The sequence below is a fragment of the Hyalangium sp. genome, assembly GCF_035629615.1.
Lineage (GTDB): Bacteria > Myxococcota > Myxococcia > Myxococcales > Myxococcaceae > Hyalangium.
The window spans coordinates 13,865-38,370 of the sequence record NZ_DASPHO010000282.1 but is presented as its reverse complement, the minus strand read 5'-3'; the positions used below and the strand labels follow the sequence as shown (position 1 = coordinate 38,370).

Below are 24,506 nucleotides of genomic sequence, written 5' to 3'. Positions count from 1 at the left end.
TGCCGAGATCGAGCTCCTCCTTCTGGCCGAGCTGCGCGAGATCGCCGCCGTAGAGGACGAAGTCCGGCTGAGGGTCCAGGCGGTTGATGTCGTCCACCGCCTTGAGGAGGGAGCGCACGAACCGGTCGTTGAGCTCCTTCTTGTAGAGGTGCGAGTCCGAGATGTACGCGAAGGAGAACTTCGGCTTCGCGCTGGGGGTTGCGGCCTCCGCGACGCTGATCAGTTGGAAGCCTTGCGGGGTGACCAGGCCGCGCGCGGCGGCGATGCCGGCGGACAGGCCGGCGATCCGCATGAATGCGCGCCGATCCAGCCGGCGGAGCCCGTCGAAGAAGGAGTCGCGCTCTTCGTAGTGCTTCGTCTCGATGCTCTTCACGCCTTTGCGCATGTCACTTCTCCGGGCTCGCGACCGGCCCGTACAGCCCCAGATCGGCCGGGTTCTTGATGTCGGGGTTGGGGGCTAGATCGCCCATGTGGCCCTTCTTGCCGAGGGCGATGGCGGTGTCTCGCTCCGGGCGGTTGCTCTTCTTGGCGCGCTGGCTGGCCAGCTCCTTCTTCTCTAGCGCCTTGAAGTCCTCCGAGGTGAGGGCGAACAGGAAGGCCACGAGATCGTCTATCTCGGGCTCCGTGAGGCCCAGCCGCTGCATCCCCCCGTCGAGGAAGGGGTTGTCGGTGCCGCCCTTGTTGTAGTGGTCGATCACGTCCCACAGGGTGGCGAGCGAGCCGTCGTGCATGTACGGCCCGGTGACGCCGACGTTGCGCAGGGTGGGGGTCTTGAAGCCGCCGATGTCGTTCTCGTTCCGCGTCACCAGGAAGCGGCCCAGCTCGGAGAACTTCGTCTCCAGGGCCAGCCGGTCGATCTGCTCCTCGTCACCGGCCCGGACGACGCGGAGGGCCTCGGTGGCCAGCTGGACGAAGTCCTGCTTGTGCGCGGCGATGCCGATGTTGTGAAACTTCTGATCGGAGAAGAGCGGCGAGACGGCGTTGCCCGCGTGGCAGGAGTTGCACCGGGCCTTGCCGTTGAAGAGCGCCCACCCGTTCTTCTCCTTGGCGGAGAGCGCCTTCGATTCGCCCGTGAGGAACCGATCGAAGCGGGCGTTGCCCGCCAGCTGCGTCCGCTCGAATGCGGCGATGGCACTGGCGATATCGTCGTAGGTGGGCTCGCGGCCGTTGAGTTTCTTGAAGGCGTCGCGGTACTCGGGGATGCCGCGCACCTTGGTCACCACTGCCTCGGGCGAGGGCATGCCCATCTCGATGGGGTTGAGGATGGGCAGCTTCGCCTGGTCCTCGAGGGTGCCGGCGCGGCCGTCCCAGAACTGGGTGGCCTGGAAGAGGGCATTGAGGACGGTGGGGCTGTTGCGCTGGCCCACCTGGTTCTTGATGCCCACCGCGCGCGCCTTGCCGTCCGCGAAGGCCTTGGCTGGATCGTGACAGGTGGCGCAGCTCACCGAGTCATCGACGGACAGCCGCTTGTCGTTGAAGAGCTTGTCCCCCAGCGCCACCTCGGCAGGGGTGGGGGGCTTGGGAACGGTCAGCTGGTAGAGCTTGGCAGAGAGCCCGAGCGGGAGCGGGGGAGTCCCCGTGGGGTCGCCCGCGAACGCCACGCTCGCCAGCGTGAGTGCGCCTGCGAAGGAGATCGCTTTCATGTTCACCTCATGAAAATGAACCCCCTCGGCGTTATTTATTCCGCGGGAATTGATTTCGCCGGTTGCTTCTGAGGTCTTGCCGTGGAAGTCAGGGCCCCCTTCGCACAGGAGGCACACCATGCAGAAGCGGCAGCTCGGCAAGTCCGATCTTCAGCTCACCCCCATTGGTTTTGGCGCCTGGGCTATCGGCGGCGGAGGCTGGGCCTATGCCTGGGGACCCCAGGATGACCAGCAGTCCATCCGCTCCATCCAGCGCGCGCTCGATCTGGGCATCAACTGGATTGATACCGCCGCGGTGTACGGGCTCGGTCACTCGGAGGAGGTCGTCGCGAGAGCCCTGGAGGGCCGCTCGAACCGGCCCTACCTCTTCACCAAGTGCGCCCTCGTCTGGGACGCCAACGGGCAGGTCCGCAACGAGCTGGGCGCGGCCTCCATCCGGCGCGAGTGTGAGGAGAGCCTGCGCCGGCTCAAGGTGGACACCCTCGACCTCTACCAGATCCACTGGCCGCTCCAGGGTGACTCGCTGGAGGGCATCGAGGAGGGGTGGACGGCCATGGCCGAGCTGCAGCGCCAGGGCAAGGTGCGCTGGATCGGCGTCTCCAACTTCAACGTGAAGCAGATGGAGCTGGCGCACCGCATCGCGCCCATCACCTCGCTGCAGCCGCCGTACTCGCTCCTCCACCGCGGCATCGAGAAGGAGATCCTCCCGTTCTGCGAGCGGCAGGGCATCGGCGTCATCGGCTACTCGCCCATGGCCTCGGGCCTGCTGACGGGCGCCATGACGCGCGAGCGCGTGGCCGCCTTCCCCGAGGATGACTGGCGGCGGCGCAGCACGGACTTCCAGGAGCCGAACCTGTCGCGGAACCTGGCGCTGGTGGAGCTGCTACGGCGGATCGGCGCGCGGCACGGACGCTCACCGGGCGAGGTCGCCATTGCCTGGACGCTGCGGCTGTCGGCCGTCACTGCCGCCATCGTGGGAGCGCGGAGCGCCGAGCAGGTGGATGGCTTCATCGGCGCGATGGACTTCCGGCTTTCACTGGACGAGGTGCAGGAGATCGAGGACTTCTTCCGCCAGCAGCCGTCCACGGGTGGCGAGGCCCACGTCTGAAGCGCGTGCAGGCAGCCCACAGATTCTGCTGAGGAGCCGATTTACCCATAGCAGTCCCTATGTGCCCCCTGCTCAAATCGACAGGGGATGAGAATCAGGTCATGTCGTTGATCTCGAACGTCCTCTTGCATTCGCCGCACTCGTAGCGGTGCGACTTTGGGACAGGTTGCTTCCTACTCGGCACGTTCGTCAACGGCCCCCTGCAGACGGGACAGTGCTGAACATGCGGTTGGGGACGGCTGTGCGGTCCGGACATGACTCCCTCACACGGTTGATCTTGTCCGAGCGACCCGATGGCCACGGACAAAAAGCCCCTGATAGAGATGCTCGTCTCCTTTGTTACGGGGTCGCGGTAGGGACGACCCTTCGCCGTAAAGGCTCGGGCCGCCCCCCGCACAGATCCCCAGCGAGCGGAGCTACCGCACTGGGGTCCCACCTTCGGCGAAGTGGACTACGCTGGATCCAAAGCCCAGGTACCTTCTTCCCAATTCTTCAACGTCTGCATGGCACCGAGTGCAGCGAGCCCTTGGCCTTGAGCGGCCTCCTCCAGCACCACCTTGGCTTCTTCGGTTCGATGGCGCAACAGGAAGGCTGCGGCCATGACCCTCACGTCCATTCGAGGATGTGTGAACAGCACAGCCAGGGCATCCCTCCCAGCGTCGCCGTACGTGCGCAACTCGTCGAATGCCGCGAGGTAGCGCTTCGCATGACGGTTTCCTTTGGCGGCACTGCCATGAAAGATCTCCTCCGTCTGGGCAGCGACATTCTGGGCGAACTTCTCAACGAGCTTTTCCAGTTTCGTCATCGCCAGATTCCGTTCCGGACATTTTCGATGGCTCTCAGTCCGAATGCGCGCTGGGCCTCATAGGATTGAGTGCTGAGCCATTGGCGGACCGTCAGAGTTCCTGAGTTGGTGATTTCAGGACGAATCGAAGAATAGAGTCGGCTCACGCCTCTGTGAATAGCTGTGTCTAGCGGGATGACGTTCTGGGTGTTGTGAAGGGCATGGAGACTGAACCGCTCCACGTTGCCCGGCGTCTGCTCGACGATGTGATGCCACTCCTTCCCCTTGCCCGCCGCTCCCAGGGCATTCTTGAGGCCGCTGAAGGAACCCCAGGATCTGAAGCCGGCAGGACTGGCTCCGGCTGCGGCTGCTCCTCCCATTTCCTGGGCCGACATGGCCACGGCCGTGGCAGGCAGAGAGATGACGATGGTGCTGCCTACCACGGCCACCGCGCTCACCTGTCCTACCTCCGCCAGGGTAAGACCCAGCTGTGAGGCCCCCAGTGCCGCTGCCTCCGAGAAACTGGGCAGCCTCGAGGCCAGCCATGCGGCGCCCCCGGCCATGCCATGGCTCACCACCACCGTCGCCGCGAGGACGACAACGCGTGCCACCTCTGGTCCCACTCGCTTTGCGTAGCGCTGGCCGGCTTGCTCCAACTCCTTGGGGTGGGTGGCTTTATCTGTGGCCAGCTTCAGCTCACGGCTCGCATCCACCAGTTCCAGGAAGGTCTCCACTCCCAAGTAGATCAACAGGAGGGCTGAGATGATGGCCGCCGCCTTGGTGAAAACCGGCTCGGGATTGGCCGCCATGGCGGCCCAGCTGATGAGGCCCGTGGCTATCACAGCGTAGAAGAGCTGGGGAGCCAGGCTGTTCTCCACCGCCTTGGAGATGCTCTCCCTCATGGGGTCGAGCGATAGGGCCAGGCCCATCCCCAGCTTGTCCCATTGGCTCAGGCCCATCACGTCGTCGAGCAGGGAGAGACAGCTGTCCCTGCGCTGACCCGGATTGCAGAGGCCGCCAAAGCTCTTGCTCATCAGGCGCTGCCAGCGAGTGTCCTCGGTGTTGCTGGGGTAGGAGGCGCGCACCAGCCAGCCTTGCTGGGGGGAGCGGAGGGTCAGGGGCGTGTTCAGCACAAGGTGTGTCAGCGCTTGCTCGAACACTTCAGCGTCCACCTTGATGGACTTGTTCGAGGTAGGCGGCCGGTACTCCAGGGGCGCACCCTGACCCGTGTCGAGGCGCACGATACGCTGGGTGGCGCACCCAGTAGAGAGTGCCACCAGCAAGACCGCAGCGATCAGACGACGTGCCATGAGATGCCCTCCAGAGCGAGGAGGGTTCCAGCCTACGGGATTGGTATCCCAGAGACGATGACGCCCTTTGGACGCACTTCGCTAGACGGAGATGAGGCCCTTGCGGATGCCCTCGGTGACGGCCTCCACGCGGTTGGTCACCTCGAGCTTGCGGTAGATGTGCTCCAGGTGCGTGCGGATGGTGGCCTTGCTCAGGCTGAGCAGCCGCGCCGCCTCGCTGTTGGACACGCCCTTCGCGATCAGCTGCAGGATCTCCCGCTCCCGGTCCGACAGCGGCTTGAGCGGCGGATCGTCCATCATCCCCGCCGGAGTGGCTTCCGTCTCGGTCTTGGGCTCGTCCCCGAGCTCAGGGGCCTGCGCGGCCTCGGACGCCGCGGGCAGGGGAGCGGTGGGCACAGGCGCGCTGTCCGGATCCACCCGGAAGTGTCGCAGTAGCCGCCGCGCCAGGTTGGGCTGGATCACCGTGCCGCCGGCCCGTACCTCCTTGATCGCCTCGATGATCTTGTCCACCGGCGCGCCCTTGAGCAGGTACCCGGACGCCCCCGCCTTCACCGCCTCGAGGACTTTGTCCTCCTCGTCGAAGATCGTGAAGATGAGGATCTCCACCTTCGGGTAGCTGGCCTTCACCGCCCGCGTCACGTCGATGCCGCTCATGCGCGGCAGCCCCAGGTCCAGCAGGAGCACGTCCGGCATCAGCTTGGGCACCTCCTCGAGCGCGGCCTCGCCCGACAGCGCGGTGCCGATGATCTCGATCTCCGAGTGCCCCTCCAGCAGCCGCAGCTGGTTCTTCAGGATCTTCGTCTGGTCCTCGACCACGAAGACGCGAATGGGAACGGTTTGCGTCGTCGGCTGGGCTTCCACGGGAGCTCCGGTCATCACGAGGGGTTGCAGGGAAGGGAGAAGGACACCAGCGCGCCCGCGCCAGGTGCAGAGTCCACGATGATCTCGCCGCCGAGCTTCATCGCTCGCTCGCGCATGTTCAACAGGCCGTAGTGTCCGCGCGGCGTTTTCTTCGGATCGAAGCCCTTGCCGTCATCGCGCACCGTCAGGTGCACCTGCGCCTCGCCGAAGTCCAGCTTCACGGTCACCACCTTGGCCTGCGCGTGCTTGGCCGCATTGGACAGGCCCTCCTGGAGGATGCGGAACAGGGCCAGCTGCGCGTCCGGCGACAGCTTGCGCGCCGTCCCGGAGCGCTCGAAGCGGATGTCCAGCTGCGTCCGATCCCGGAACGTCTTCGCGTAGTCCTCCAGGGCCTGCGTCAGCTCGAAGTCCTCGCGCATCATCCGCAGGTTTCGCCGCAGCTCGTCGATGGACTCCTCCGCCGAGGCCTTCAGCTCGCGGATCTCATCGCGCAGCGCGCCGTCCTGCGCCAGCCCCAGGATGTACTCGGACTGGATGATCATGGAGGACAGCGAGGCGCCCAGGCCGTCATGGATCTCGCGCGCCATCCGGTTGCGCTCCTCCACCACGGCCAGCTCCTTGAGATCGCCCTGCAGCTCCACCACCTCGCGGTGCGCGGCGGCCTCGCGCTCGTTCAGGTACACCACCACGTAGACGATGATGAAGTTGAGCGCCGAGTACCAGAGCAGCGTCAGCAGCTCGATCGCCGTCACCGAGCGGTTGAGCAGCAGGTCCAGCCGCGTCGTCACCGGCAGCGCCAGCAGCGGCGGAAGGATGGACAGCGGCTTGGGGAAGAGGATGGCGAACAGCGTGGTGAACAACAGCTGCGTGGCCAGCAGTGGGCTCTGCAGACCGCCGCCCACCTGCGGCTTGGCGATCAGCACGACCATGATGATCAGGTCGAGGCAGAGCGTCAGGTACGTCACCCAGCGGCCCGCCTTCGGGTGATCGATGACCAGGAAGTTGGCGACGCTGTAGAGCAGCATCGCGAAGTACCCGGCGAAGGCCACCGGCCCCGTGAGCCCGAAGTACCCCGACCAGGTCGGCACCGCCAGGATGAGCAGGCCCAGGGTGAGGAACATCATTCGCGCGTAGAAGAGCGCGCGGGCCCGGGCGACGAAGCGATCCTGCTCCCAGGATGCGGCGGCCTGCTCCGCGGACACACTGTCCGTGAGCTTCCGCCGCTTGAGCACCGTGCGCACCCGGGCACGCAGGTCGTTCGCGGGTTTCTCCTCGTCGCGCGCGAGGTCCGTTTCGGTCACGCCCGGCAGCTTAAGGGAGCAACCGGGTTTCCGGGAATCCTCTGCACCCTGCATGCCCCCCTGGAGGCCGAGGGGGCACATGGGGCCGGGCTACTTCGTCTTGGGTGGGATGCCCTTGGTGTTCTGGGGCTGGCTCGCGGCGGTGCAGAGCTTCTTGGCCTCGGGCTGGCGCTGGTAGACGTAGTCCAGGCGATCCTTGGACTCGCCGGTCATCTCGTTGAACAGCGGCGAGCCGCCTGCGTACATCGTCCCCTCGGGGTGGCCGTACCGGTCCATCTTCTTGTCCTGCAGCCACTTGTCCAGGCAGCTCTCCTGCGCCTGGCGCTCCGCGGGGGACAGGTTCGCGGCAGAGGAGCCCGCGGTCGTAGCCTTGTCCGCAGGGGTGGGGGTCGAGGTGTCGGTGGAGCCCGAGCCTGAGTTTCCTTCGCCGCCTTTGAGGGGCTCCTGCCCCTCTTTGAGGTTCTCACCCGTAGGCGAGGGCTGCCCCGAATCGGAGGGGGGCGTGGAGGCATCCAGCGAGTCTCGGGTCTCGCCGGAGCTGCGGCAGCCGGAGGTCAGCAGGAGGGAGAGCGAAAGGACGAGCGCGCCGGTCAGCTTTTTCATATGTCCTGGCAGTTCAGCCTTCGAGGCTGGGCGGTGAGTTGTGCTACCGAGGGTGGGACCTCGCGGCGCCGGAGGATATTCGTTCGGCTCCCCCTGGGAAGCATCTGAAGAGGAGGAATTGTCACGTGAGCCGCCTTTCCGAGGCGCGGGTGTTGGTGGTGGGAGCCGGCGGGCTGGGCTGCCCGGCCTCGCTCGCCCTGGCTCATGCAGGGGTGGGACACCTCACACTGGCGGACCCGGACCGGGTGGATGTGACGAACCTCCACCGCCAGCTCTGGCACCGCACCTCGGACGTGGGCCGGCTCAAGGCGGAGTCCGCGGTGGCAGGGCTGTCGCGCGCATTCCCGGGCCTGAGCACCGAGTCCCTCGCCGAGCGCGTAGACGCGGACAACGCCGAGTCCCTCTTCCGCGCCCATGACGCCGTCATCGACGCCACCGATGGGACGGCCACCAAGTTCTTCCTCTCCGATGTGGCGGTGCTCACCGGCGTACCGCTGGTGTACGGGGGCGTGCTGCGCATGCAGGGCCAGGCGCTGCGCATCGATCCGGAGGGACCGTGCCTGCGCTGCCTCTACGAGGCACCGCCACCACCGGATGCCGTGCCCACCTGCGCGCAGGCGGGAGTGCTTGGATCCATGGCGGGGCTCGTGGGCGCGCTCCAGGCCCTGCTCGTGCTGGAGCGGCTCTCGGGTGCAGCGGGGCTTGCGCGCGGCGAGGCGCTGCTGCATGTCGTCGACGGGGTGACGCTCACGGGGCGGGAGGTGCGCGTGCCTCGGGCGCCGGACTGCCCCGCGTGTGCCCCGGGCCGGACTCCCACGCTCGCTCCTCTCGAGGAGGCGGCGCGATGCACGACGTGACCGCGACGCTCGACATCACCCATGAGGTCTGTCCGATGACCTATGTGCGCACCAAGCTCAAGCTGGAGTCGCTCGGGGCGGGAGCGGTGCTGGAGGTGTTCATCAAGGGCGACGAGCCGCTGAAGAACGTCCCCCGCAGCGCCCGCGAGGAGGGGCACGAGGTGCTGGCCCTCGAGGTCCAGCCGGATGGCTCCCACCGGCTCCTGCTCCGCAAGCACGAGAGGTGAGCATGGAACCCGATGCGGGAGGTTCGCCCCATGGCCCTGCGTGAAGATCAGATCCTTCGCTACTCGCGGCAGATCCTGCTGAAGGACGTGGGTGGCCGAGGCCAGGAGGCGCTGCTGGAGGGGGGTGCCAGGCTTGAGGGCTCGGGGCCCGCGGGGCTCACGGCTGCGGCCTACCTCGCCGCGGGAGGAACCCCGGTGGCCGCCTCGGAGGCCCGCCTTGGGCCGGCCGCCGTGGGCTTCCTGATCTCGGAAGAAGACGTGGGCCAGCCGGCAGCCGAGGTGCTGGGACGCGTGCTCCCGGAGGTGAACCCGGACGCGGTCCACCCCCAAGCAGGAGGCCGGATCGCCGAGCTGCCTGCGGCCTGGAACGGTGAGGCTCCCTGGGTGGCGCTCGGAGGCGATGGGACGCGCGGCGCGGTGGTGTTCCGCGGGAGCCAGGGGTGCATGTGGTGCTTCGGAGAGACGGTCCGGACGCTGGGGTCTCCACCCACGGGAGTGCTGGGCGTGGCGCTCGGGGCGCTGGGAGCGCTGGCGTTCCAACGGCTCCGGCTCGGCATGGGACCGGAGCTGGGCGGCCGGTGGCTCGCGGCCCCTGGCCAGGTGGCTGAGCTGGAGCTCCGGCGATGCGCCCGCTGCCAAGTGGCCAGGTAAGTCCATGAGGGACGCTCCAGGGCTCGTCGTCCTAGAAGGGGAGTGGGTACTTCCACCTGACTTGTCGGAGATCATCCGACATCTGGAGGCGACCTACCCGCAGGAAGGCTGCGGTGTGATCCTGCGAGCCGGGCCGCGAGGCTCCTGGCGCATCCGGCCTCTGCCCAACGCTTATGATCGGTACCACGCGGCGGATCCGGTGCGATTCCCGCGCACCTCACGCACCGCGTACCTCTTCGAGCCCCACGAGTGGCTCGCGCTCAACCGGGAGGCCGACGCCCGAGGCGAGCAGATCACGTGTGTGTTTCACTCTCACGTGAATGGAATCGCGGACTTCTCCGCCGAGGACAGGGCCCAGGCCATGCGTGCGGGCCAGCCTTTACTGCCAGCAGTGTCCTACCTTGTGATAGCTGTCGTAGGGGGACGTGCCGCCGAGGCACGGCTTTTTCGGTGGGTTGATGGAGAATTTCGCGACCGTCTGGTTACACTGTCAGTGTAAATCAGCGAAAAACCTAATAGGAGCAGGCACTTGGACGGTTGGCTCCCCCACCTGCGGAAAGGTGTGTGTCAATTGTCAAGCACGGGGGTTTTCGCATATAAGGCGCGCGTATTTTGATCTGCCGCGCACATACGGAGCGCTAAACCGCTTCGAGCGCAGAGAGTGAGCACCCATATGCCCAGCACGACTGGTTTTACGCTCTGGCTGACCGGCATGCACGGTACCGGTAAGAGCACGTATGCCGCCTACATCGCCGCACGGCTGCGACAGGTGGGCCGCAATGTGGAGATCCTGGATGAGGGAGAGATCGGCGACGATCTCTGGCAAGGCCTGGGGGACAGCAAGGACGAGCGCTCCGTCATCGTCCGGCGCCTGGGCTATGTGGCCCAGATACTGACGCGCAACAACGTAGCGGTGATCGTCCCCAGCGTCAGCCCGTACAAGAGCGTGCGCGAGGAGAACCGGCGCGTCATCAGCAAGTACGTGGAGGTCTACGTCGACTGCCCCACCGAGAAGCTCATCGAGCGGGACACGACGGGCAAGTACAAGAAGGCGCTGAGCGGCGAGATCCCCAACTTCATCGGCATCACCGAGCCGTACGAGCCGCCCACCTCTCCCGAGGTGACGATCCACTCCGACACGGAGAGCGTGGAGGACGGCGCGATGAAGATCTTCCAGTCGCTCTTGGACCTGAGCCTCGTCACGCCGGAGGAACTGAAGATCATCACCGGCAAGAAGATGAAGGCCAACCCGCTGCCCAAGAAGGCGCGGCAGCCCGAGCCCAAGCCGGACACCAAGGCGGCTGGTAAGGGTGCGAAGGCCCGTCCGGCGACTCGCGCGGCCCGTGTGGCCAAGCCCGCCGCGGCTCCCAAGAAGGGCGCGAAGCGCAAGTAGAAACGATCGAGCGTCATGCTGAGCCCCGAGCAGATCCAGGCCTTGTGTGAGAGCTCCCGCCCCAAGCTGGCGGCCATGCGCGCGGCGATCCGGGCGCACGGCTCGGCGCTGGTGGCGTTCTCTGGGGGCGTGGACTCCACGTTCGTGCTGAAGATCGCCGTGGAGGAGCTGGGCGAGCGGGCGCTGGCCGTCACGGCGCTCTCGGCCTCGGTGGCCCCCGAGGAGGAGCAGGAGGCGCGAGAGCTGGCCGTCCGCCTCGGCGCCCGGCACGAGGTGGTGACGAGCAACGAGCTGGCCAACCCCCAGTACGCCGCCAACCCCACCAACCGCTGCTACTTCTGCAAGACGGAGCTGTACGACTTGTGCGAGGCCCGCCGCCAGCAGCTGGACTACGCGGTGGTGTTGGATGGCTTCAACGCGGATGACTTCAAGGATCACCGGCCGGGGCACCAGGCGGCCAAGGAGCACCGCGTGCAGTCGCCGCTGGCCAAGGCGGGGCTCACCAAGGACGAGATCCGCGCGTGGAGCCACCACCTGGGGCTGCCCACCTGGGACAAGCCGCAGATGGCGTGCCTGGCCTCGCGGATTCCCTACGGCACCTCGGTGACGCGCGAGCGGCTGTTCCAGATCGCCGGCGCCGAGTCGGAGCTGCGCCGGCTGGGCTTCCGGCAGTTCCGCGTGCGCTACCACCAGGAGGTGGCCCGCCTCGAGCTGGCCGCGGAGGAGTACGAGCGCTTCTTCGCCGGAGACGTGCGGGAGCGGATCAACACCGCGCTGAAGGCGCTCGGCTTCAAGTTCGTCGCGCTCGATCTCGAGCCCTTCCGTTCGGGCCGGATGAACGAGGCGGCGGGCGTGACGAAGCCCGCTCAGCCGTCGCAGGGGTTCGCGCTGCCCGTGGTGAGCTGATCCTCGCGTGAGGCCGCTGCTCCTGATCCTGCTGCTCGCAGCGCCAGCGCTGGCCCAAGCCCAGTACTACGAGGAGCGCCGCGCGGTGAGCCTCCTGGCAGGCCCGGGGCTGGGCTACACCAACACCCTCAGCGGAGAGCGGGCTCGGGCCGGGCCCGGCGTGTTGCTCGACGTGGGCGGCAGCCTCACCGTGGGCTACGACCAGGATGAGCTCTTCCTCCTGGCTCGCGCCGGCCTGGGCGAGGCCGGGAAGGGTGGGGTGCTGCTCGGCGGCTTCCGCAGCTTCTTCGGCCGCGAGGAGTGGCAGACCTTCTTCGATGTGGGCGCCGCCGTGCGGCTGTTTTCTGGGACGTGGGCGGGCCCTCGCCTAGGGTTCGGCCTGCGTCGCACGCTGTCGGATCACCTCTCCTTATATGGAGGGCTCGGGCTGTCGCTCGGGTTCGGATCAGGCATGCGCGTGGACGCCGAGGCATTCACCGGCCTCCAGTGGCACTTCCCGATCGGATCACGGTGACTTTTCTTGCGATCCGAAGACTCTGTGAGATTTTGTGCGCAACTGTAGGAGGTTTCGCACTTGGACACTCATCCCCGCCTTACCTCTGTGGTCTTCCGTCTCTCCCGCGAGAAGCTGGATACGCTCAAGGAGCTGTCGCGCAGCACCCGCATCCGGCAGAGCGAGTACCTGCGTGAGGCGATCTCGGATCTGCTGGTGAAGTACGAAGAGCGGCTCGTGGATTGACGGGCGTCTGACGGGCGTCACCCCTCCGGTGTGCCGAGAAAGGGTGGCCCTTCCGGAAGGCCTGGGGGGGCGGCCCGCTCGGCGGGGGTGAAGGGATCCAGCTTCGCCGGGTAGCGCACCTCCCAGAGCACGAGCCCCGCAGCCTCGGCCTTGAGCCCGGCGATCCGCTCACCCGTCTCGAGCGCGGCCCGCCAGAGCTCCTCGGGCAGCAGCCCCGCGGCAGTGAGCAGCGCGGAGCCCACCAGGTAGCGCACCTGGTAGCGCGCGAAGGCATCCCCCCGCAGCACCACCTCGAACAGCCCCCCTCCCAGCTCGTGCAGGGTGGCGGACTCCAGCGTGCGCAGCTTGCGCGGGCTGGAGTTCTCGTGGAACGCGGTGAAGTCCCTCTGGCCCACGGCCCTCGCAAGCAGCTCCGCGAGCCGCTCGGGGGTGATGTCGTTCAGCGCCGAGGCCAACCGAGGCTCCTCGGCCACCCTCATCACATAGGGGTGCCACTGCGGCGCCACCGTCCCTGCCAGCTGGAGCCGGTACCGGTACGTCTTCCCCGCCGCGCTCCACTGCGCGTGAAAGGAGGGGTGAGGCTTCCGAGCCGCGCACATGCCCAGATCGGCAGGGAGCCGAGCAGGCAGCCGGGCGGCGAGCTCTTCGGCCGAGTCCCCCCGTTCCACTCTCAGGCTCACCACCTGCATCCGGGCGTGGACGCCTCGATCCGTGCGCCCGCAGGGCATGACGGTCGCGGGGACTCCCACCTCTTGGAGCGCTGCCTCCAGCGCCTCCTGGACGGTCGGCCCCAGAACCTGGCGCTGGAACCCTCGGAAGGTTCCACCGCGGTACCAGATCCACAGGGCGACGGGGGGGCGGGGCAAAGGGGGCTCGAGGCTCGGGGAGGGGTTCGGATGAGGGAGGGCGTTGCGATGTGGTGATGGGACAAGGATACTTCGGCCCCAATGGTGGCCGGACAAGAGCTCGATGCGGAGCAGAGCGAGCAGCAGTGGTTGTTCCGTCAGGGCGATCTCGTCCTCGGACCTGTCAGCGGGCAGCAGCTCGTGGAGCAGCTGTACTCGGGCGGGATGTCCGGGGACACCCTGATCGCCCCTCCGGGCGAGCGGGACTTCACGCGCATAGGGGACGTGGAGATCTTCAAGGTCCACGTGGCCCGGGCGGTGGCCAAGGCCCGCGTGGACGCGGACGTGCGAGCCCAACGCCAGCGGGCGCTGCGCAAGCGGCTGATCCTGGGGAGCATCGCGACCGCCGTCACGGTGGGGCTGGGGGTCGGAGCCTGGCAGCTGGCGCGCTGGGCGGCGGTGCACGGCCCCGGCGGCGAAGAGGACGAGTACGCCGGCATCACCGTGGACCTTCCCACCATCGCCGTGGCCCAGGCGCGCAAGGACGACGAGGAGCTCATCGCCTACCCGTCCTCGAGCCCGCGCCCGCCGCCGGACAAGGTCGCCACCGGCGAGCCGAAGCCGAAGCCTCCCCCGGGCACGCCGGGCACGCCGGGCGCCACGACGCCCACGATCCCCGCCTCGGCGGTGGCTGCGAGGACGGAGAAGAAGCCCGCTGGCAACGTCGCCACCGACCCGGACGGGCTGCAGATGGCCACCGAGTTCGATCAGGACTCCATCAACAAGGTGGTGAAGGGCAACCAGAAGACGCTCTTCCGCTGCCTCAAGGAGGAGGCCCAGCGCCGGCCCGGCTTTGCCGCCAAGGTCCCGATCGAGTTCGTCATCGGCAACGACGGCCGGGTTACCCGGCTCTGGGTGGATCACCCGCAGCTCAAGCAGGGGCCGCTCTACGAGTGTTTCATGACGGAGCTGAAGAAGTGGCCCTTCAAGCCCTACAAGGGGGAGCTGGCCTCGGTGAACCTGGCCTTCAAGGTCGGCTAGGACGTCGGCTAGGACGTCGGCCAGCGGGGGCTGGGCCGGTTTTGCTTTCCCTGTCCGGGCGCCTGAGCGATACAGCGCCGCCATGCCCTCCGCAGTGGAAGCCGATCTCCAGAAGAAGGCTCAGTCTGTCCCTCCGGGCTCGTTCCGGCACACCGTCCTCACGGCGGCCAAGCGGTTCAAGTCCACCTGGGCCGAGCTGGGCAAGCTGCTGGTCCAGGTCCGGGACGAGGCCAAGTACGAGGAGTGGGGCTACGAGTCCTTCGAGGCCTACTGTCTGAAGGAGCTGCACATCCGCAAGCAGACGGCCCTCAAGCTCACGCGCTCGTTCAGCTTCCTGGCGAAGCACGAGTCCCCCGAGGTCCTCAAGGACGAGGAGTTTCCCGAGCGCGCCCCTGCCTTCGAGGTGGTAGAAGTCCTGGCGGACGCCGCAGACCGGGGTCAGCTTTCACCCTCCGAGTACCGTTCACTGCGAGACAGCATCTGGAACCCGGAGAAGCCCGCCCCCGAGCTCAAGCGGGAGTTCGCCGAGCGCTTCCCCCGGCCTCCCCCGGAGCCCCCGGCGGAGGAGCTCCAGCTGCGCAGGCTGGCCCAGGCGGCCCGGAAGCTCGCCAGCGAGCTCTCGGGCTCTCGGCGGGTACCGAAGGCCATGGCTGAGCGGGCGGCCGCTCTGGCAGAGGATGTAGAGGAGCTCGCTGCGAGCGTGACGAACGGCTGACCGACTGTTATCGAACGCTCACCCACCCTGGGGATGTGGGTCCGACAAATAGGAGGCGTCGTTGGGCTTCCTGTGAATCGGGCGGGGGCCTATATTTTGTGGGGACGGCTGTTCGAGACGTGGGCAGCCTAGTGGGTGTGTGGCGGTGTTGTAGGCTCCGGGGGACCGGGGTCCGGCGAACTCGGAGGCTGGCAGTGAAGAAGGAGCACCACGTCAATCTGTCCTGTTCGTTCTGCGGCAAGTCGCAGCGCGAGGTCCGCAAGCTCATCGCGGGCCCCACGGTCTACATCTGCGACGAATGCATCAAGCTGTGTAACGACATCATCGCGGACGAGAACGAGCGCGAGGAGGGCAAGCCGCAGGTCAGCCTGCCCACGCCTACGGAGATCAAGGCGTTCCTCGACGACTACGTGATTGGCCAGGACATGGCCAAGAAGGTCCTCGCGGTGGCGGTGTACAACCACTACAAGCGCATCTACCAGAAGAAGGCGGCGGCGCGGCCTCGGCCTGGGGTGAAGTCCTCGGGCAACGAGGACGTGGAGCTGAGCAAGAGCAACATCCTGCTCATCGGCCCCACGGGCAGCGGCAAGACGCTGCTTGCGCAGTCGCTGGCGCGCTTCCTCAACGTCCCCTTCACCATCGCGGATGCCACCAGCCTCACCGAGGCCGGCTACGTGGGCGAGGACGTGGAGAACATCATCCAGAACCTGCTCCACAACGCCGACTACGACGTGGAGAAGGCCTCGCGCGGCATCGTCTACATCGACGAGATCGACAAGATCGCGCGCAAGGGCGACACGCCGAGCGCTACCCGGGACGTGGGCGGCGAGGGCGTGCAGCAGGCGCTCTTGAAGATCATCGAGGGCACCCGGGCCAACGTCACTCCGCGCGGTGGGAAGAAGTACAACCAGCAGGAGTACGTCCAGGTCGACACGACGAACATCCTGTTCATCTGCGGCGGGGCGTTCCACGGCATCGACGGCATCATCAAGCGCCGGGTGGGCGAGAAGGGCCTGGGCTTCGGGGCGCGGATCACCCACCGCGAGGAGCGCAGCGTCGGGGATCTGCTGGCCCTGGCGGAGCCGGAGGATCTGATGAAGTTCGGGATGATCCCGGAGTTCATCGGGCGCCTGCCGGTGGTGGCCACGCTCAACGATCTGAAGGAGGACGATCTCGTCATCATCCTCACGCAGCCGAAGAACGCGCTGGTGAAGCAGTACCAGAAGCTCTTCGAGATCGAGAAGGTGAAGCTGACCTTCTCCAAGGAGTCGCTGCGGGCGATCGCGCGGGAGGCCATGCGCCGCAACTCGGGAGCGCGTGGCCTGCGCGCCATCCTCGAGGACGCAATGCTGGACATCATGTACGACGTCCCGTTCCGCGAGGGTGTGAAGGAGTGCAAGATCACGGAGACGGTGATCACCAAGCACGAGCCGCCGCAGATCGTCCTGGAGAAGATGGAGAAGAAGACGGCCTGATCCGCCGTGTATCCCGGCGGATTCCCTGGCAGCATCCTCATGGTTCTTACCCAGGAGGTGCTGCTTGTCCGATCCGACCCAGCCCGTTGTCTCCGCCGTCCCTGAGGCCGCCCGAGCGATCTCGGAGCTGTTCAATCCCGAGCTGCCTCCTCAGGCGTTGATGATGAACCTGGTCGGGGGCGCCATGCTCCTGGCCCGGTGCATCTATGTCGCCGCGGAGCTGCGGCTGGCGGATCTGCTCGCCCCGGGGCCTCGCCACGTGGAGGATCTGGCGCGCGCCACGCAGACCCATGCGGACTCGCTGTACCGGATGCTGTGCGCGCTGGAGAGCATGGGGATCGTCGAGCAGGTGGAGGAACGCCGCTTCCGCAACACGCCCCTGGCGGAGGGGCTCCGCTCCGACGTGCCGGGCTCGGCGCGGGGGTGGGCGCTCTTCACCGGGAGCGAGTTCCTGTGGGACCACTACGGCCAGATCCTCAGGTCGGTGAAGACCGGCAAGAGCGTTCACGAGAACCTGCACCAGATGCGCTTCTTCGAGTGGTACGCGCAGCACCCGGAGGCCGCCCGCGTCTTCAACAACGCGATGACCAGTGTCTCCGACATGTCCAACCCGGCCATCGTGGCGGCCTATGACTTCTCGGGCCTCCGCTCGCTCGTGGACGTGGCGGGGGGGCATGGCAGCCTGCTGGCTGGCATCCTCCAGGCCTACTCCGGGATCCAGGGCGTGCTCTTCGATCAGCCGGCCGTCATCGAGGGTGCCCAAGGGGGGCTGTTGACGGAGTTCGAGCAGGCGGGGCGCTGCCAGCTCGTCGGGGGTGACTTCTTCCAGACGCTGCCCCCCGGGCTGGACGCGTACCTCTTCAAGTGGATCCTCCATGACTGGAGCGACGAGGAGGCGAAGCGGCTCCTCCTGGTAGCCCGGAAGGCCGCGGGAGCGCCCGGTCGCAAGCTGCTCGTGGTGGAGATGGTCATCGATCCTGTCCCGGCGCGGGGGCTGACGGCCAGGCTGATGGACATCGCGATGCTGACCACGACGGGCGGGCGCGAGCGCACGGCTCGGCAGTACGGTGAGCTCTTCGCGGCCACGGGCTTCGAGCTGAAGCGCGTGGTGCCGACGATGTCGCCGTACTCCATCATGGAGGCCGTCTCGGTCTGAGCCTCGCGAGGAGGCTATACTTCGCGGTAGGTCATGACCGGACAGGGTTGGATCTCGAGCGCGCGCTATGACGGCGTCTTCTTCTTCGGTACCGCGCTGCTGGCGGTGCTGGCGGGCGTGCTCGTGCTCGCGGCCCCGGCGCTCGTCGTCCCCGTGTGGTGGCTGTGGCTGGCCCTGGTGGATGGGCCGCACTTCGCCGCGACCTGGGTGCGGACCTATCTGGATCCCCAGGAGCGGCGCACCCGAGGGCCCTTGCTGGCTGGCAGCCTCCTCTTCTTGCTGCCGGGCTTCCTTGCGCTCGGGCTGAGCCGGCTGCTCGGCGCTCCCGCGCTGTTCGAGGCCTTCCTGGGGTTCTCCGCGCTGTGGGCCATCCACCACGCGGTGCGCCAGCACTTCGGGATCATGTCGATCTACCAGCGGCTGGGCGGCGCCAGCCCCCAAGCGCGCCGGCTGGACTCGGCCTTCCTGCACGGGACGATGTGGCTGATGTTCGTCGTCTATCTGCTCGTCTTCCCTGTGAACCGCACGATGCTGGGGCTGCCGGCCGAGCCGGGTCCTGAGGAGCAGTGGGCGGTGAGGGCGCTGGCGGCCACCTCCGCCCTGGTCGTGCTGGGCTATGGGGTGCTGCTCGGGCTGCGCTGGCGCCGGGGCGAGGCGCTCCGTTCCGGGCTGTACGCGCTGGTGGTGGCGGTGGGGACCGCGGCCTTCGGCTACTTCGTCGTCGGGGCCTTCGAGCCCTTGGTGCCGAGCCCCACCAACAGCGAGCAGCTCTCCTTCGCCGTGGTGATCGTGGGCGGCACCCTGCACGGCCTGCAGTACCTGGGAATCATCTTCGCCACCGGGCGGCGCCGCTACGCCGGGAGCACGGAGGTCTCACTGGCCGCGCGCCTAGGGCGGGCGCCGTTGCTCGCGTACGGTGTCCTCCTGGCCGTGTCGCTGCTCTACCTCGTCGTCAACGCCTGCCGCGGTGTCTCGCCCGTGGTCGCGGTCTTCCCCTTTGACTCGGACGCGGCGCGATTCTTCCTCGCCCTCTACTGGGGGGGAGCGCTGCACCACTACTACCTGGATCAGAAGATCTGGCACCCGCGACGAGATCCGGTGCTGCGCCGGGAGCTGGGCCTGGCAGACACGCCGTCATGAAGCGCCTGCCTTCGCGCGTGCTGGGGCTGGCCCTGGTGGGCGCGCTCGCCCTGCACACCGCCTCGAAGGACGCCGCCCACCTGCAGGAGATGCTCTGGCTGTGCCACGTGGCCACGCTGCTCATGGCGCTCGGGCTGCTGGCGGGGTGGCACCGGTGGGTAGCGGGAGGCTTCCTCCTGCACGTGGCGTTCGGCACCGTGGGCTGGTTTATCGATGTCCTGGAGACGCGTGACACGACGCTGAGCTCGGTGCTCGTTCACATGCTTCCGCTGGTCGCTGGGGCGCTCGAGGTGAGGTGGAAGGGGTGGCCGAGCAGTGTGGTGCTGCCCACGTGGCTCTTCTTCACGCTCTGGGTGATCTCCTGCCACTGGACGACGGACCCGGCGCTCAATGTGAACATGGCCCACGCTCCGTGGGGCCCGCTCGCCCACGTGCTGGGGGGTGTCTGGGTGTCGGGGGCGTTCAACTCGGCGGTCCTGCTGGGGCTCTTTGTCCTCACGGACGCCGTGCTGCGCCGGCTGAACCCTGCCCCGAGTGTCGGGTGAGAGAGGCTCAGCGCTTCGCCTTCACGCGGAACCCTTCGCCGCGCTGCTGCACCTCGACGCCCTCGGCTCGCAGGCGGCGGGCTTGCTCCTGCGCCACTGGGGGGGCCAGGACTCCGCCCGCACGGGTGACACGCCACCATGGGATCGAGTGGGGGTGTGTCATCACCTTCAGCTCGTGCCCCACGCCGCGCGCCGCACCGGGGCGCCCTGCGTAGAGCGCCACCTGGGCGTACGAGCGCACCTCTCCGCGGGGGATGGCGCGTACGGCGCGCATCACCGCCTCAGAGAAGGGCAGGGGAGTGCTCTTCGGCGAGGCGCGGGAGCCGGTCTTCTTCTCTCGGAGGGCCACGGGCCGGGGACTCTACCCGGCCGTGCGTGCGGCTACGAGCGCGAGGTGGCGCTGTAGGTCTTGATGACACGGCAGGGAGCTGCTGGGGCTCAGCGTGCGCCGCTTGCAACCTGAGTGGCCTCTGCGTCGCCAGGGGCCTTGGCTTGAGAGTCCTCTGTGGCGGGGCCCGCGGCCTGGAAGACGACGCGGTGCTCCAGTGTCTCGCCAGCGGTGATGGTGACGAGGGCCCGGTAGGGCTTCAGCGCCGGGTTGACGAGCTTCAGCTCATGCCGGCCGGGTGGCAGCTCCAGCTCGTTGATGGGGGGCACGCGTCCCTTCTTCTTCCCATCCACCCATATGTCCGCCCAGCCTCGCACGACGAGGTGCAGTGTGCCGGTTCGCGCGGTCGCTGCCTGCTTGCTCTCGCGGTGGGCCCGAGCCACGGGGGCACGGCTCGTCGGAGCGGAGGACTTGCGATCCACGATCCGCTCCGTCGGAGGAGCCTGCTCGGCCTTCGTCTCGTGGGTGAGCTGCGTTGGGGGCTCCACGATGGGCTCGATGCTGGGAGGCATCGGCGTCTCATGAGGAGCCAGCGTGATGGAGGGAGCAGGTGGCTCGCGGGAGTCCTTCACGACAGGAGCCTCTTGGCCGGTGCTCGCTCCTGCGAGGTATCCCCCTCCCGCGATGAGCAGGGCCGCCCCTCCGAGCGCGGCGATCCACATCAGGGGAGGCTTCGAGTGAGTGGACTGGGTCTGCACTTCCTGGCTCGCGGCCTCCACGGGTTGGGGAGGCACGGGGTCCGAGACCTTCCGCTCCGCGGGCTTCATGGGCAGGGTGTCGTCTGCGGTGGGCTGGGGTCTGGGCGTCTTCAGCTCCACGGTCCGTGAGGAGCTCTTGGGAGCCCTGGAGCCAGCGGAGGACGCCGGAGTCCTCGAGGCGGCAGTGGCCTGGCTCTCGCCGGTGCCCTTCGCAGGGGAGGCCGCCGTGTCGCCGGAGGCAACCAGCTGGGTGACGAGCTGGGAGAGCTGGTAGGCCCCCACGGACTTCCCCGTCGAGAGGATGAAGTCCTCCAGCTCGAGCTGGAAGGCCCTGCAGTCGGGGTAGCGGTGCTCGCGATCCTTGGCCAGCGCGCGCTCGAGGATGTGCTGGAGAGCCTCGGGGAGATCCGGCCGATGCATGACGGCGGGCGGCAGGGGCTCGAAGAGGATGGCCTGCATGAGGCTGGCATCCGTGGGGGAGTTGAACGGCTTGCGGCCGGTGAGCAGCTCGTACAAGACGACCCCGAGCGAGTAGACGTCGACGCGGCGATCCAGGGGCCTGGCGCGGATCTGCTCGGGGGACATGTACGGCACCTTGCCCTTGAGGACGCCGTTCTGGGTCTTGTGGCTCTGGTCGGCGGTCTTGGCGATGCCGAAGTCCACGACTTTGACGGCACCCTGCCGGGAGACGAGGATGTTATCCGTGCTGATGTCACGATGGATGAGCCCGAGCGGCTTGCCCGTGTCCGGATCCTGAAAGTCGTGGGCGAAGGCCAGCCCCTCGCACGCAGAGGCAACGAGCCGGGCACACAGCGCGGGAGGCAGGGGCATTCCGAGCGCTCGGGCCTTCTTCCGGAGCACTCGAAGGTTGGGCCCGTCGATGTACTCCATGGTCAGGAAGTAGGAGCCGTCGGCCTCGCCGAAGTCGAAGATCTGGACGATGTTCGGGTGGTTGAGCTGGGCGACGAGCTTCGCCTCGCGGAGGAACATCTCCACGAAGGCGGGGTCCTCGGCGAGGTGCGGGAGGATGCGCTTGAGCACCATCCGCTTCTCGAAGCCCATGGGGCCGGTGGCGCTGGCCAGGAACACCTCGGCCATGCCTCCGACAGCCAACCTGCTGATCAGCTCGTATTTCCCGGTTTGCATGGTGTTGAGCACTGTCGATCCGGATCCTCCGACCGGCGACTCCCACCCCTGCGATTTGGGCGGGGATCTGTGAACCCATGCACAGAGCGAAGGGCCGAGCCGTGCCCTGGTGGACGGATCCGGCTCGTGCGCCAGAGGTGCGAGGACAACCGAGTCGTGGGTGCTGCGCTGCGCCGTTTGGGCACCCGCACCTGGAGTCGCGGAGTACACTGCACCCATGGCGGATGAGCTGCTGCGAACGACGACGGGCCTATGCGATCGCTGTCTCCGCAGCGTGGAAGCCACGCTCTGGCGCAGCAATGACCAGGTCGTCATGCGCAAGAGCTGCCCGGAGCACGGGGCGGCCGAGGCGCTGATCTCCTCGAGCGCGGCCTGGTACGAGTCGATCATGCAGGAGGCTCCGGCGCTGCAGCGTCCCGTGGCGCTGAAGCAGGCCTCGCAGGGGTGCCCCTACGACTGTGGGCCGTGCACCCGGCACGAGCAGAAGGTGCAGCTGCCGATCGTGCCGATCTCCTCGGCGTGCAACCTGGACTGCCCGATCTGCTACACGCACAACCGGAATGCGGGCGCGTACCACATGTCCGAGGACGAGCTGCGAGCCATCCTCGGGCACCTGCGCCGGGTGGCGCCGGACAAGCGCATCATCAACCTGACGGGCGGGGAGCCGACGCAGCACCCGGCGTTCGAGCGCCTGGTGGAGCTGTGCCGCGAGGAGGGCATCCATCGCGTCACGGTGTCCACGCACGGGCTGCGCTTCCTGAAGGACGAGTGGCTGCTGGAGCGGCTGGCGCAGCTGGAGGCGCGGGTCATCCTGTCGTTCGACTCGTTCAAGCCCGAGGCGAACAAGCAGATGCTGGGCGGGAGCCTGCTGGCCTCGAAGCTGAAGGTGCTGCAGCTGCTGGAGAAGCACGGCGTGGACACGACGCTGCTGCCGGTGCTGGCGCGGGGCTACAACGACTCCGAAGTGGGCGACTTCGTGAAGCTGGGGCTGGAGAAGGACTTCATCCGGAGCGTGGAGCTCCACACGATGACGTTCACGGGGCAGGGAGGGACGCGGTTTGACCGCAAGGCGCGCTACACGCCCTATGACGTGCTGGTGGATCTGGAGAAGCAGACGGGGGGGCAGCTCCGGGTGACGGACTTCGTGCCGTCACCGGCGGCGCATCCGCTCTGCTACCAGGTGACGTACCTGCTGAAGCTGGCGGACGGGAGCTGGCTGCCGTATCCGCGCTTCATGGATCGCAAGGATCTGCGAGCCATGCTGGGGGGCATGCTGTACCTCGAGCCGAGCGCGGAGATGGAGCAGCGGCTGCAGGACGTCATCAACCGCCTCTGGTCCGGCGAGCTGGCGTGCCCGGAGTCCACGGTGGTGCTGGCCACGCTCAAGGAGCTGGTCGGGCGGCTGACGGCGCCGGGGGCGGGGGAGCTGGAGCGGCTGAAGCTGGCGGAGCGGAGCTCGAAGGCCATCTACCTGCACTCGCACATGGATGAGGAGACGTTCGACACGGACCGGATCCGCCAGTGCTGCGTGGGGATTCGAGAGCCGGACGGGACGAACATCCCGTCGTGCGCCTACAACGTGCTGTACCGCAACCGCGATGACCGCTTCAACAAACGCCCGGCTGCGCCGCTGGCCACGCTGGGGCCTGGACGGCTCTGACAGAGGGAGAGCAGGGTGGATACGAACGACTATTACGCGCTGCTCGTTCCCCTGTTCTTCCTGCTGATGGGGATCGAGGCGTGGGCCCTGCGGCGCCAGGGGCTGCGCGCGTACGTGCTGCCGGACACGCTGGCGAACCTGTCGTGCGGGATGGGGCAGGTGCTGGTGGGGATCTTCACGGGAGGTTTCCTCCTGGCGCTCTATGACGGCTTCCAGCGGACGTTCGCGGTGGTGCGCTGGGAGGAGGGCTCGCCGGTGCCATGGGTGCTGGCGTTCGTGGGGGTGGACTTCTGCTACTACTGGTTCCACCGGGGCTCGCACGCGGTGGGAGGGCTGTGGGCGATCCACGTGGTGCACCACCAGAGCGAGGAGATGAACATCTCGGTGGCGATCCGGCAGCCGTGGATCTCGGACATCAGCGGGTTGCTGTTCTTCTGGCCGCTGCCGCTGCTGGGAGTGCCGATGGAGAAGTTCTTCCTGGCGGTGGGGTGCCTGTCGCTCTACGAGGCGATGATGCACACGCGCCTCATCCGGCGCACAGGAGCCTGGGGCTGGGTGTTCAACACGCCGTCGTACCACCGGCTGCACCACGGGAAGGACGCGGAGTACCTGGACCGCAACTTCGGCTCGACGCTGATCATCTGGGACAAGCTGTTCGGCACCTTCGTGCGCGAGACGCACCCGCCGACGTATGGCACGACGAGAGCGCTGGCGAGCTGGAATCCCCTCTGGGCCCAGTTCCAGCCTTTCATCGAGCTGGTGCGGCGGACGCGTCGTGCCAGCAACTGGCGCGATGCGGTGAAGATGTGGCTCTTGCCGCCGGGCTGGCGCGCTCCGGGTGAGGAGGTGGAGCCGGAGCCCTCCACGCGGCCGACCCAGGACGTGCCTCGGTGGCTCGCTGCGTACGGCGTCCTGCAGTTCCTGCTCCTGTCGGTGATGGGCAGTGCGCTCCAGTGGCTGGGAGGAGGCGTGGGCCTCGCCGGGTCGGCCGTGATCGTCGGGCTCGTGCTCTGGGGCACAGGGACCATCGGCGCGCTCTTCGAGGGAAAGCCGTGGGCGTTGAAGCTTGAGTTGCTGCGGCTGGGCCTCTCGGCGTCCGTGGCACTGCTGGCAACGGCGCGCTTCAAGGCCTCGTGGCTCGTGCCTACAGCCGCCTGCTTCCTTATCAGCGGCGCGGCGCTCATGCTGTTTCTTTCAAAGAAGGCGTTTGGGCAAAGAGGGAAAGACAGGCTCATTGATTTTGGCGGAGAATCCCGCTTAAGTCGTCATAAATGACAAGTCTTGAATGAATGCGCAGAAGCCCACCCGAAATTC

General features: G+C 67.5%; 27 protein-coding genes. 17 read left to right on the top strand and 10 right to left on the bottom strand.

Features of this window, described 5'->3' with window-relative positions; translation table 11 throughout:
* Both VD972_RS14325 and VD972_RS14320 read right to left on the bottom strand, forming a co-directional pair.
* The coding region (locus VD972_RS14325) for a metallophosphoesterase family protein (protein ID WP_414654060.1) at positions 1-385 on the bottom strand (385 nt) is incomplete at its 3' end.
* 1 nt (position 386) lies between these two features.
* A complete protein-coding gene (locus VD972_RS14320) occupies positions 387-1,643 on the bottom strand; it encodes a cytochrome-c peroxidase (RefSeq protein ID WP_324986862.1) in 1,257 nt (418 codons plus the stop codon).
* A 118-nt stretch (positions 1,644-1,761) separates the two neighbouring features.
* On the opposite strand from VD972_RS14320, the gene VD972_RS14315 reads away from it, so the two are divergent.
* Entirely contained in the window at positions 1,762-2,751 is a 990-nt protein-coding gene (locus tag VD972_RS14315) for an aldo/keto reductase (RefSeq protein ID WP_324986859.1), read from the top strand.
* Positions 2,752-3,202: 451 nt separating this feature from the next.
* Here VD972_RS14315 and VD972_RS14310 read toward each other — a convergent pair whose 3' ends face one another.
* The 5 genes from VD972_RS14310 to VD972_RS14290 all read right to left on the bottom strand — a co-directional run bounded on the left by VD972_RS14310 (position 3,203) and on the right by VD972_RS14290 (position 7,610).
* Positions 3,203-3,556, bottom strand: coding sequence for a DUF2019 domain-containing protein (locus VD972_RS14310; protein ID WP_324986856.1), 354 nt, complete (start codon positions 3,554-3,556; stop codon positions 3,203-3,205).
* On the bottom strand, positions 3,553-4,845 hold the full coding sequence (locus VD972_RS14305) for a hypothetical protein (RefSeq protein WP_324986852.1): 1,293 nt from the start codon (positions 4,843-4,845) through the stop codon (positions 3,553-3,555). The genes VD972_RS14310 and VD972_RS14305 overlap by 4 nt, the downstream gene beginning before the upstream one ends.
* A gap of 81 nt (positions 4,846-4,926) precedes the next feature.
* Positions 4,927-5,721, bottom strand: coding sequence for a response regulator transcription factor (locus VD972_RS14300; protein WP_324986849.1), 795 nt, complete (start codon positions 5,719-5,721; stop codon positions 4,927-4,929).
* A complete protein-coding gene (locus VD972_RS14295) occupies positions 5,721-7,007 on the bottom strand; it encodes a sensor histidine kinase (RefSeq protein WP_324986848.1) in 1,287 nt (428 codons plus the stop codon). The genes VD972_RS14300 and VD972_RS14295 overlap by 1 nt, the downstream gene beginning before the upstream one ends.
* Positions 7,008-7,097: 90 nt before the next feature.
* Positions 7,098-7,610, bottom strand: coding sequence for a hypothetical protein (locus VD972_RS14290; protein ID WP_324986845.1), 513 nt, complete (start codon positions 7,608-7,610; stop codon positions 7,098-7,100).
* Positions 7,611-7,735: 125 nt separating this feature from the next.
* On the opposite strand from VD972_RS14290, the gene VD972_RS14285 reads away from it, so the two are divergent.
* The 8 genes from VD972_RS14285 to VD972_RS14250 all read left to right on the top strand — a co-directional run bounded on the left by VD972_RS14285 (position 7,736) and on the right by VD972_RS14250 (position 12,383).
* Entirely contained in the window at positions 7,736-8,467 is a 732-nt protein-coding gene (locus VD972_RS14285; protein ID WP_324986842.1) for a HesA/MoeB/ThiF family protein, read from the top strand.
* A complete protein-coding gene (locus tag VD972_RS14280) occupies positions 8,455-8,694 on the top strand; it encodes a sulfurtransferase TusA family protein (RefSeq protein WP_324986839.1) in 240 nt (79 codons plus the stop codon). Before VD972_RS14285 ends, VD972_RS14280 begins: the two co-directional genes overlap by 13 nt.
* A gap of 30 nt (positions 8,695-8,724) precedes the next feature.
* Complete coding sequence (locus VD972_RS14275) at positions 8,725-9,345, top strand: ThiF family adenylyltransferase (RefSeq protein ID WP_324986836.1); 621 nt, start codon at positions 8,725-8,727, stop codon at positions 9,343-9,345.
* A 4-nt stretch (positions 9,346-9,349) separates the two neighbouring features.
* Complete coding sequence (locus tag VD972_RS14270; protein WP_324986834.1) at positions 9,350-9,844, top strand: M67 family metallopeptidase; 495 nt, start codon at positions 9,350-9,352, stop codon at positions 9,842-9,844.
* A 174-nt stretch (positions 9,845-10,018) separates the two neighbouring features.
* A complete protein-coding gene (gene cysC / locus VD972_RS14265; RefSeq protein WP_324986830.1) occupies positions 10,019-10,738 on the top strand; it encodes an adenylyl-sulfate kinase in 720 nt (239 codons plus the stop codon).
* Between the two features lie 15 nt (positions 10,739-10,753).
* Positions 10,754-11,644 (top strand): ATP-dependent sacrificial sulfur transferase LarE, encoded by an 891-nt coding sequence (gene larE, locus VD972_RS14260; RefSeq protein ID WP_324986827.1) that lies wholly within the window; start codon positions 10,754-10,756, stop codon positions 11,642-11,644.
* A gap of 7 nt (positions 11,645-11,651) precedes the next feature.
* Positions 11,652-12,158 carry a hypothetical protein gene (locus VD972_RS14255; protein WP_324986823.1) on the top strand — a complete coding sequence of 169 codons (507 nt, stop codon included), beginning with the start codon at positions 11,652-11,654 and terminating at the stop codon, positions 12,156-12,158.
* 60 nt (positions 12,159-12,218) lie between these two features.
* Positions 12,219-12,383, top strand: coding sequence for a ribbon-helix-helix domain-containing protein (locus VD972_RS14250; RefSeq protein ID WP_324986821.1), 165 nt, complete (start codon positions 12,219-12,221; stop codon positions 12,381-12,383).
* A 17-nt stretch (positions 12,384-12,400) separates the two neighbouring features.
* Here VD972_RS14250 and VD972_RS14245 read toward each other — a convergent pair whose 3' ends face one another.
* Complete coding sequence (locus VD972_RS14245; protein ID WP_324986819.1) at positions 12,401-13,249, bottom strand: tRNA pseudouridine(38-40) synthase TruA; 849 nt, start codon at positions 13,247-13,249, stop codon at positions 12,401-12,403.
* 81 nt (positions 13,250-13,330) lie between these two features.
* Between VD972_RS14245 and VD972_RS14240 the strand changes: the two genes are divergently transcribed.
* From VD972_RS14240 to VD972_RS14215, 6 genes are all read left to right on the top strand, one after another.
* Positions 13,331-14,269, top strand: a complete 939-nt coding sequence (locus VD972_RS14240) for an AgmX/PglI C-terminal domain-containing protein (protein WP_324986815.1) — start codon at positions 13,331-13,333, stop codon at positions 14,267-14,269.
* An 82-nt stretch (positions 14,270-14,351) separates the two neighbouring features.
* Positions 14,352-14,984 (top strand): hypothetical protein, encoded by a 633-nt coding sequence (locus VD972_RS14235; RefSeq protein ID WP_324986813.1) that lies wholly within the window; start codon positions 14,352-14,354, stop codon positions 14,982-14,984.
* A gap of 194 nt (positions 14,985-15,178) precedes the next feature.
* A complete protein-coding gene (clpX, locus tag VD972_RS14230) occupies positions 15,179-16,459 on the top strand; it encodes an ATP-dependent Clp protease ATP-binding subunit ClpX (protein WP_324986810.1) in 1,281 nt (426 codons plus the stop codon).
* A 64-nt stretch (positions 16,460-16,523) separates the two neighbouring features.
* Positions 16,524-17,615 carry a methyltransferase gene (locus tag VD972_RS14225; protein ID WP_324986808.1) on the top strand — a complete coding sequence of 364 codons (1,092 nt, stop codon included), beginning with the start codon at positions 16,524-16,526 and terminating at the stop codon, positions 17,613-17,615.
* Positions 17,616-17,648: 33 nt separating this feature from the next.
* Complete coding sequence (locus VD972_RS14220) at positions 17,649-18,755, top strand: hypothetical protein (protein WP_324986805.1); 1,107 nt, start codon at positions 17,649-17,651, stop codon at positions 18,753-18,755.
* A complete protein-coding gene (locus VD972_RS14215) occupies positions 18,752-19,300 on the top strand; it encodes a hypothetical protein (protein ID WP_324986802.1) in 549 nt (182 codons plus the stop codon). Before VD972_RS14220 ends, VD972_RS14215 begins: the two co-directional genes overlap by 4 nt.
* A 7-nt stretch (positions 19,301-19,307) precedes the next feature.
* On the opposite strand, the gene VD972_RS14210 is transcribed toward VD972_RS14215, so the two are convergent.
* Positions 19,308-19,649 (bottom strand): MGMT family protein, encoded by a 342-nt coding sequence (locus VD972_RS14210; RefSeq protein ID WP_324986799.1) that lies wholly within the window; start codon positions 19,647-19,649, stop codon positions 19,308-19,310.
* 89 nt (positions 19,650-19,738) lie between these two features.
* Positions 19,739-21,532, bottom strand: coding sequence for a serine/threonine protein kinase (locus VD972_RS14205; RefSeq protein ID WP_324986796.1), 1,794 nt, complete (start codon positions 21,530-21,532; stop codon positions 19,739-19,741).
* Between the two features lie 217 nt (positions 21,533-21,749).
* On the opposite strand from VD972_RS14205, the gene VD972_RS14200 reads away from it, so the two are divergent.
* Entirely contained in the window at positions 21,750-23,192 is a 1,443-nt protein-coding gene (locus tag VD972_RS14200; protein ID WP_324986793.1) for a radical SAM protein, read from the top strand.
* 15 nt (positions 23,193-23,207) lie between these two features.
* Entirely contained in the window at positions 23,208-24,467 is a 1,260-nt protein-coding gene (locus VD972_RS14195; RefSeq protein WP_324986790.1) for a sterol desaturase family protein, read from the top strand.
* Positions 24,468-24,506: the final 39 nt, after the last annotated feature.

What these genes read in the sequence shown, in the direction of transcription:
- VD972_RS14320 (WP_324986862.1), bottom strand. Translation starts at nt 1,643, where the DNA reads ATGAAAGCGATCTCCTTCGCAGGCGCACTCACGCTGGCGAGCGTGGCG.
- VD972_RS14315 (WP_324986859.1), top strand. Translation starts at nt 1,762, where the DNA reads ATGCAGAAGCGGCAGCTCGGCAAGTCCGATCTTCAGCTCACCCCCATT.
- VD972_RS14310 (WP_324986856.1), bottom strand. Translation starts at nt 3,556, where the DNA reads ATGACGAAACTGGAAAAGCTCGTTGAGAAGTTCGCCCAGAATGTCGCT.
- VD972_RS14305 (WP_324986852.1), bottom strand. Translation starts at nt 4,845, where the DNA reads ATGGCACGTCGTCTGATCGCTGCGGTCTTGCTGGTGGCACTCTCTACT.
- VD972_RS14300 (WP_324986849.1), bottom strand. Translation starts at nt 5,721, where the DNA reads ATGACCGGAGCTCCCGTGGAAGCCCAGCCGACGACGCAAACCGTTCCC.
- VD972_RS14290 (WP_324986845.1), bottom strand. Translation starts at nt 7,610, where the DNA reads ATGAAAAAGCTGACCGGCGCGCTCGTCCTTTCGCTCTCCCTCCTGCTG.
- VD972_RS14280 (WP_324986839.1), top strand. Translation starts at nt 8,455, where the DNA reads ATGCACGACGTGACCGCGACGCTCGACATCACCCATGAGGTCTGTCCG.
- VD972_RS14275 (WP_324986836.1), top strand. Translation starts at nt 8,725, where the DNA reads ATGGCCCTGCGTGAAGATCAGATCCTTCGCTACTCGCGGCAGATCCTG.
- VD972_RS14270 (WP_324986834.1), top strand. Translation starts at nt 9,350, where the DNA reads ATGAGGGACGCTCCAGGGCTCGTCGTCCTAGAAGGGGAGTGGGTACTT.
- cysC (WP_324986830.1), top strand. Translation starts at nt 10,019, where the DNA reads ATGCCCAGCACGACTGGTTTTACGCTCTGGCTGACCGGCATGCACGGT.
- larE (WP_324986827.1), top strand. Translation starts at nt 10,754, where the DNA reads ATGCTGAGCCCCGAGCAGATCCAGGCCTTGTGTGAGAGCTCCCGCCCC.
- VD972_RS14240 (WP_324986815.1), top strand. Translation starts at nt 13,331, where the DNA reads ATGGTGGCCGGACAAGAGCTCGATGCGGAGCAGAGCGAGCAGCAGTGG.
- VD972_RS14235 (WP_324986813.1), top strand. Translation starts at nt 14,352, where the DNA reads ATGCCCTCCGCAGTGGAAGCCGATCTCCAGAAGAAGGCTCAGTCTGTC.
- VD972_RS14220 (WP_324986805.1), top strand. Translation starts at nt 17,649, where the DNA reads ATGACCGGACAGGGTTGGATCTCGAGCGCGCGCTATGACGGCGTCTTC.
- VD972_RS14215 (WP_324986802.1), top strand. Translation starts at nt 18,752, where the DNA reads ATGAAGCGCCTGCCTTCGCGCGTGCTGGGGCTGGCCCTGGTGGGCGCG.
- VD972_RS14205 (WP_324986796.1), bottom strand. Translation starts at nt 21,532, where the DNA reads ATGCAAACCGGGAAATACGAGCTGATCAGCAGGTTGGCTGTCGGAGGC.
- VD972_RS14200 (WP_324986793.1), top strand. Translation starts at nt 21,750, where the DNA reads ATGGCGGATGAGCTGCTGCGAACGACGACGGGCCTATGCGATCGCTGT.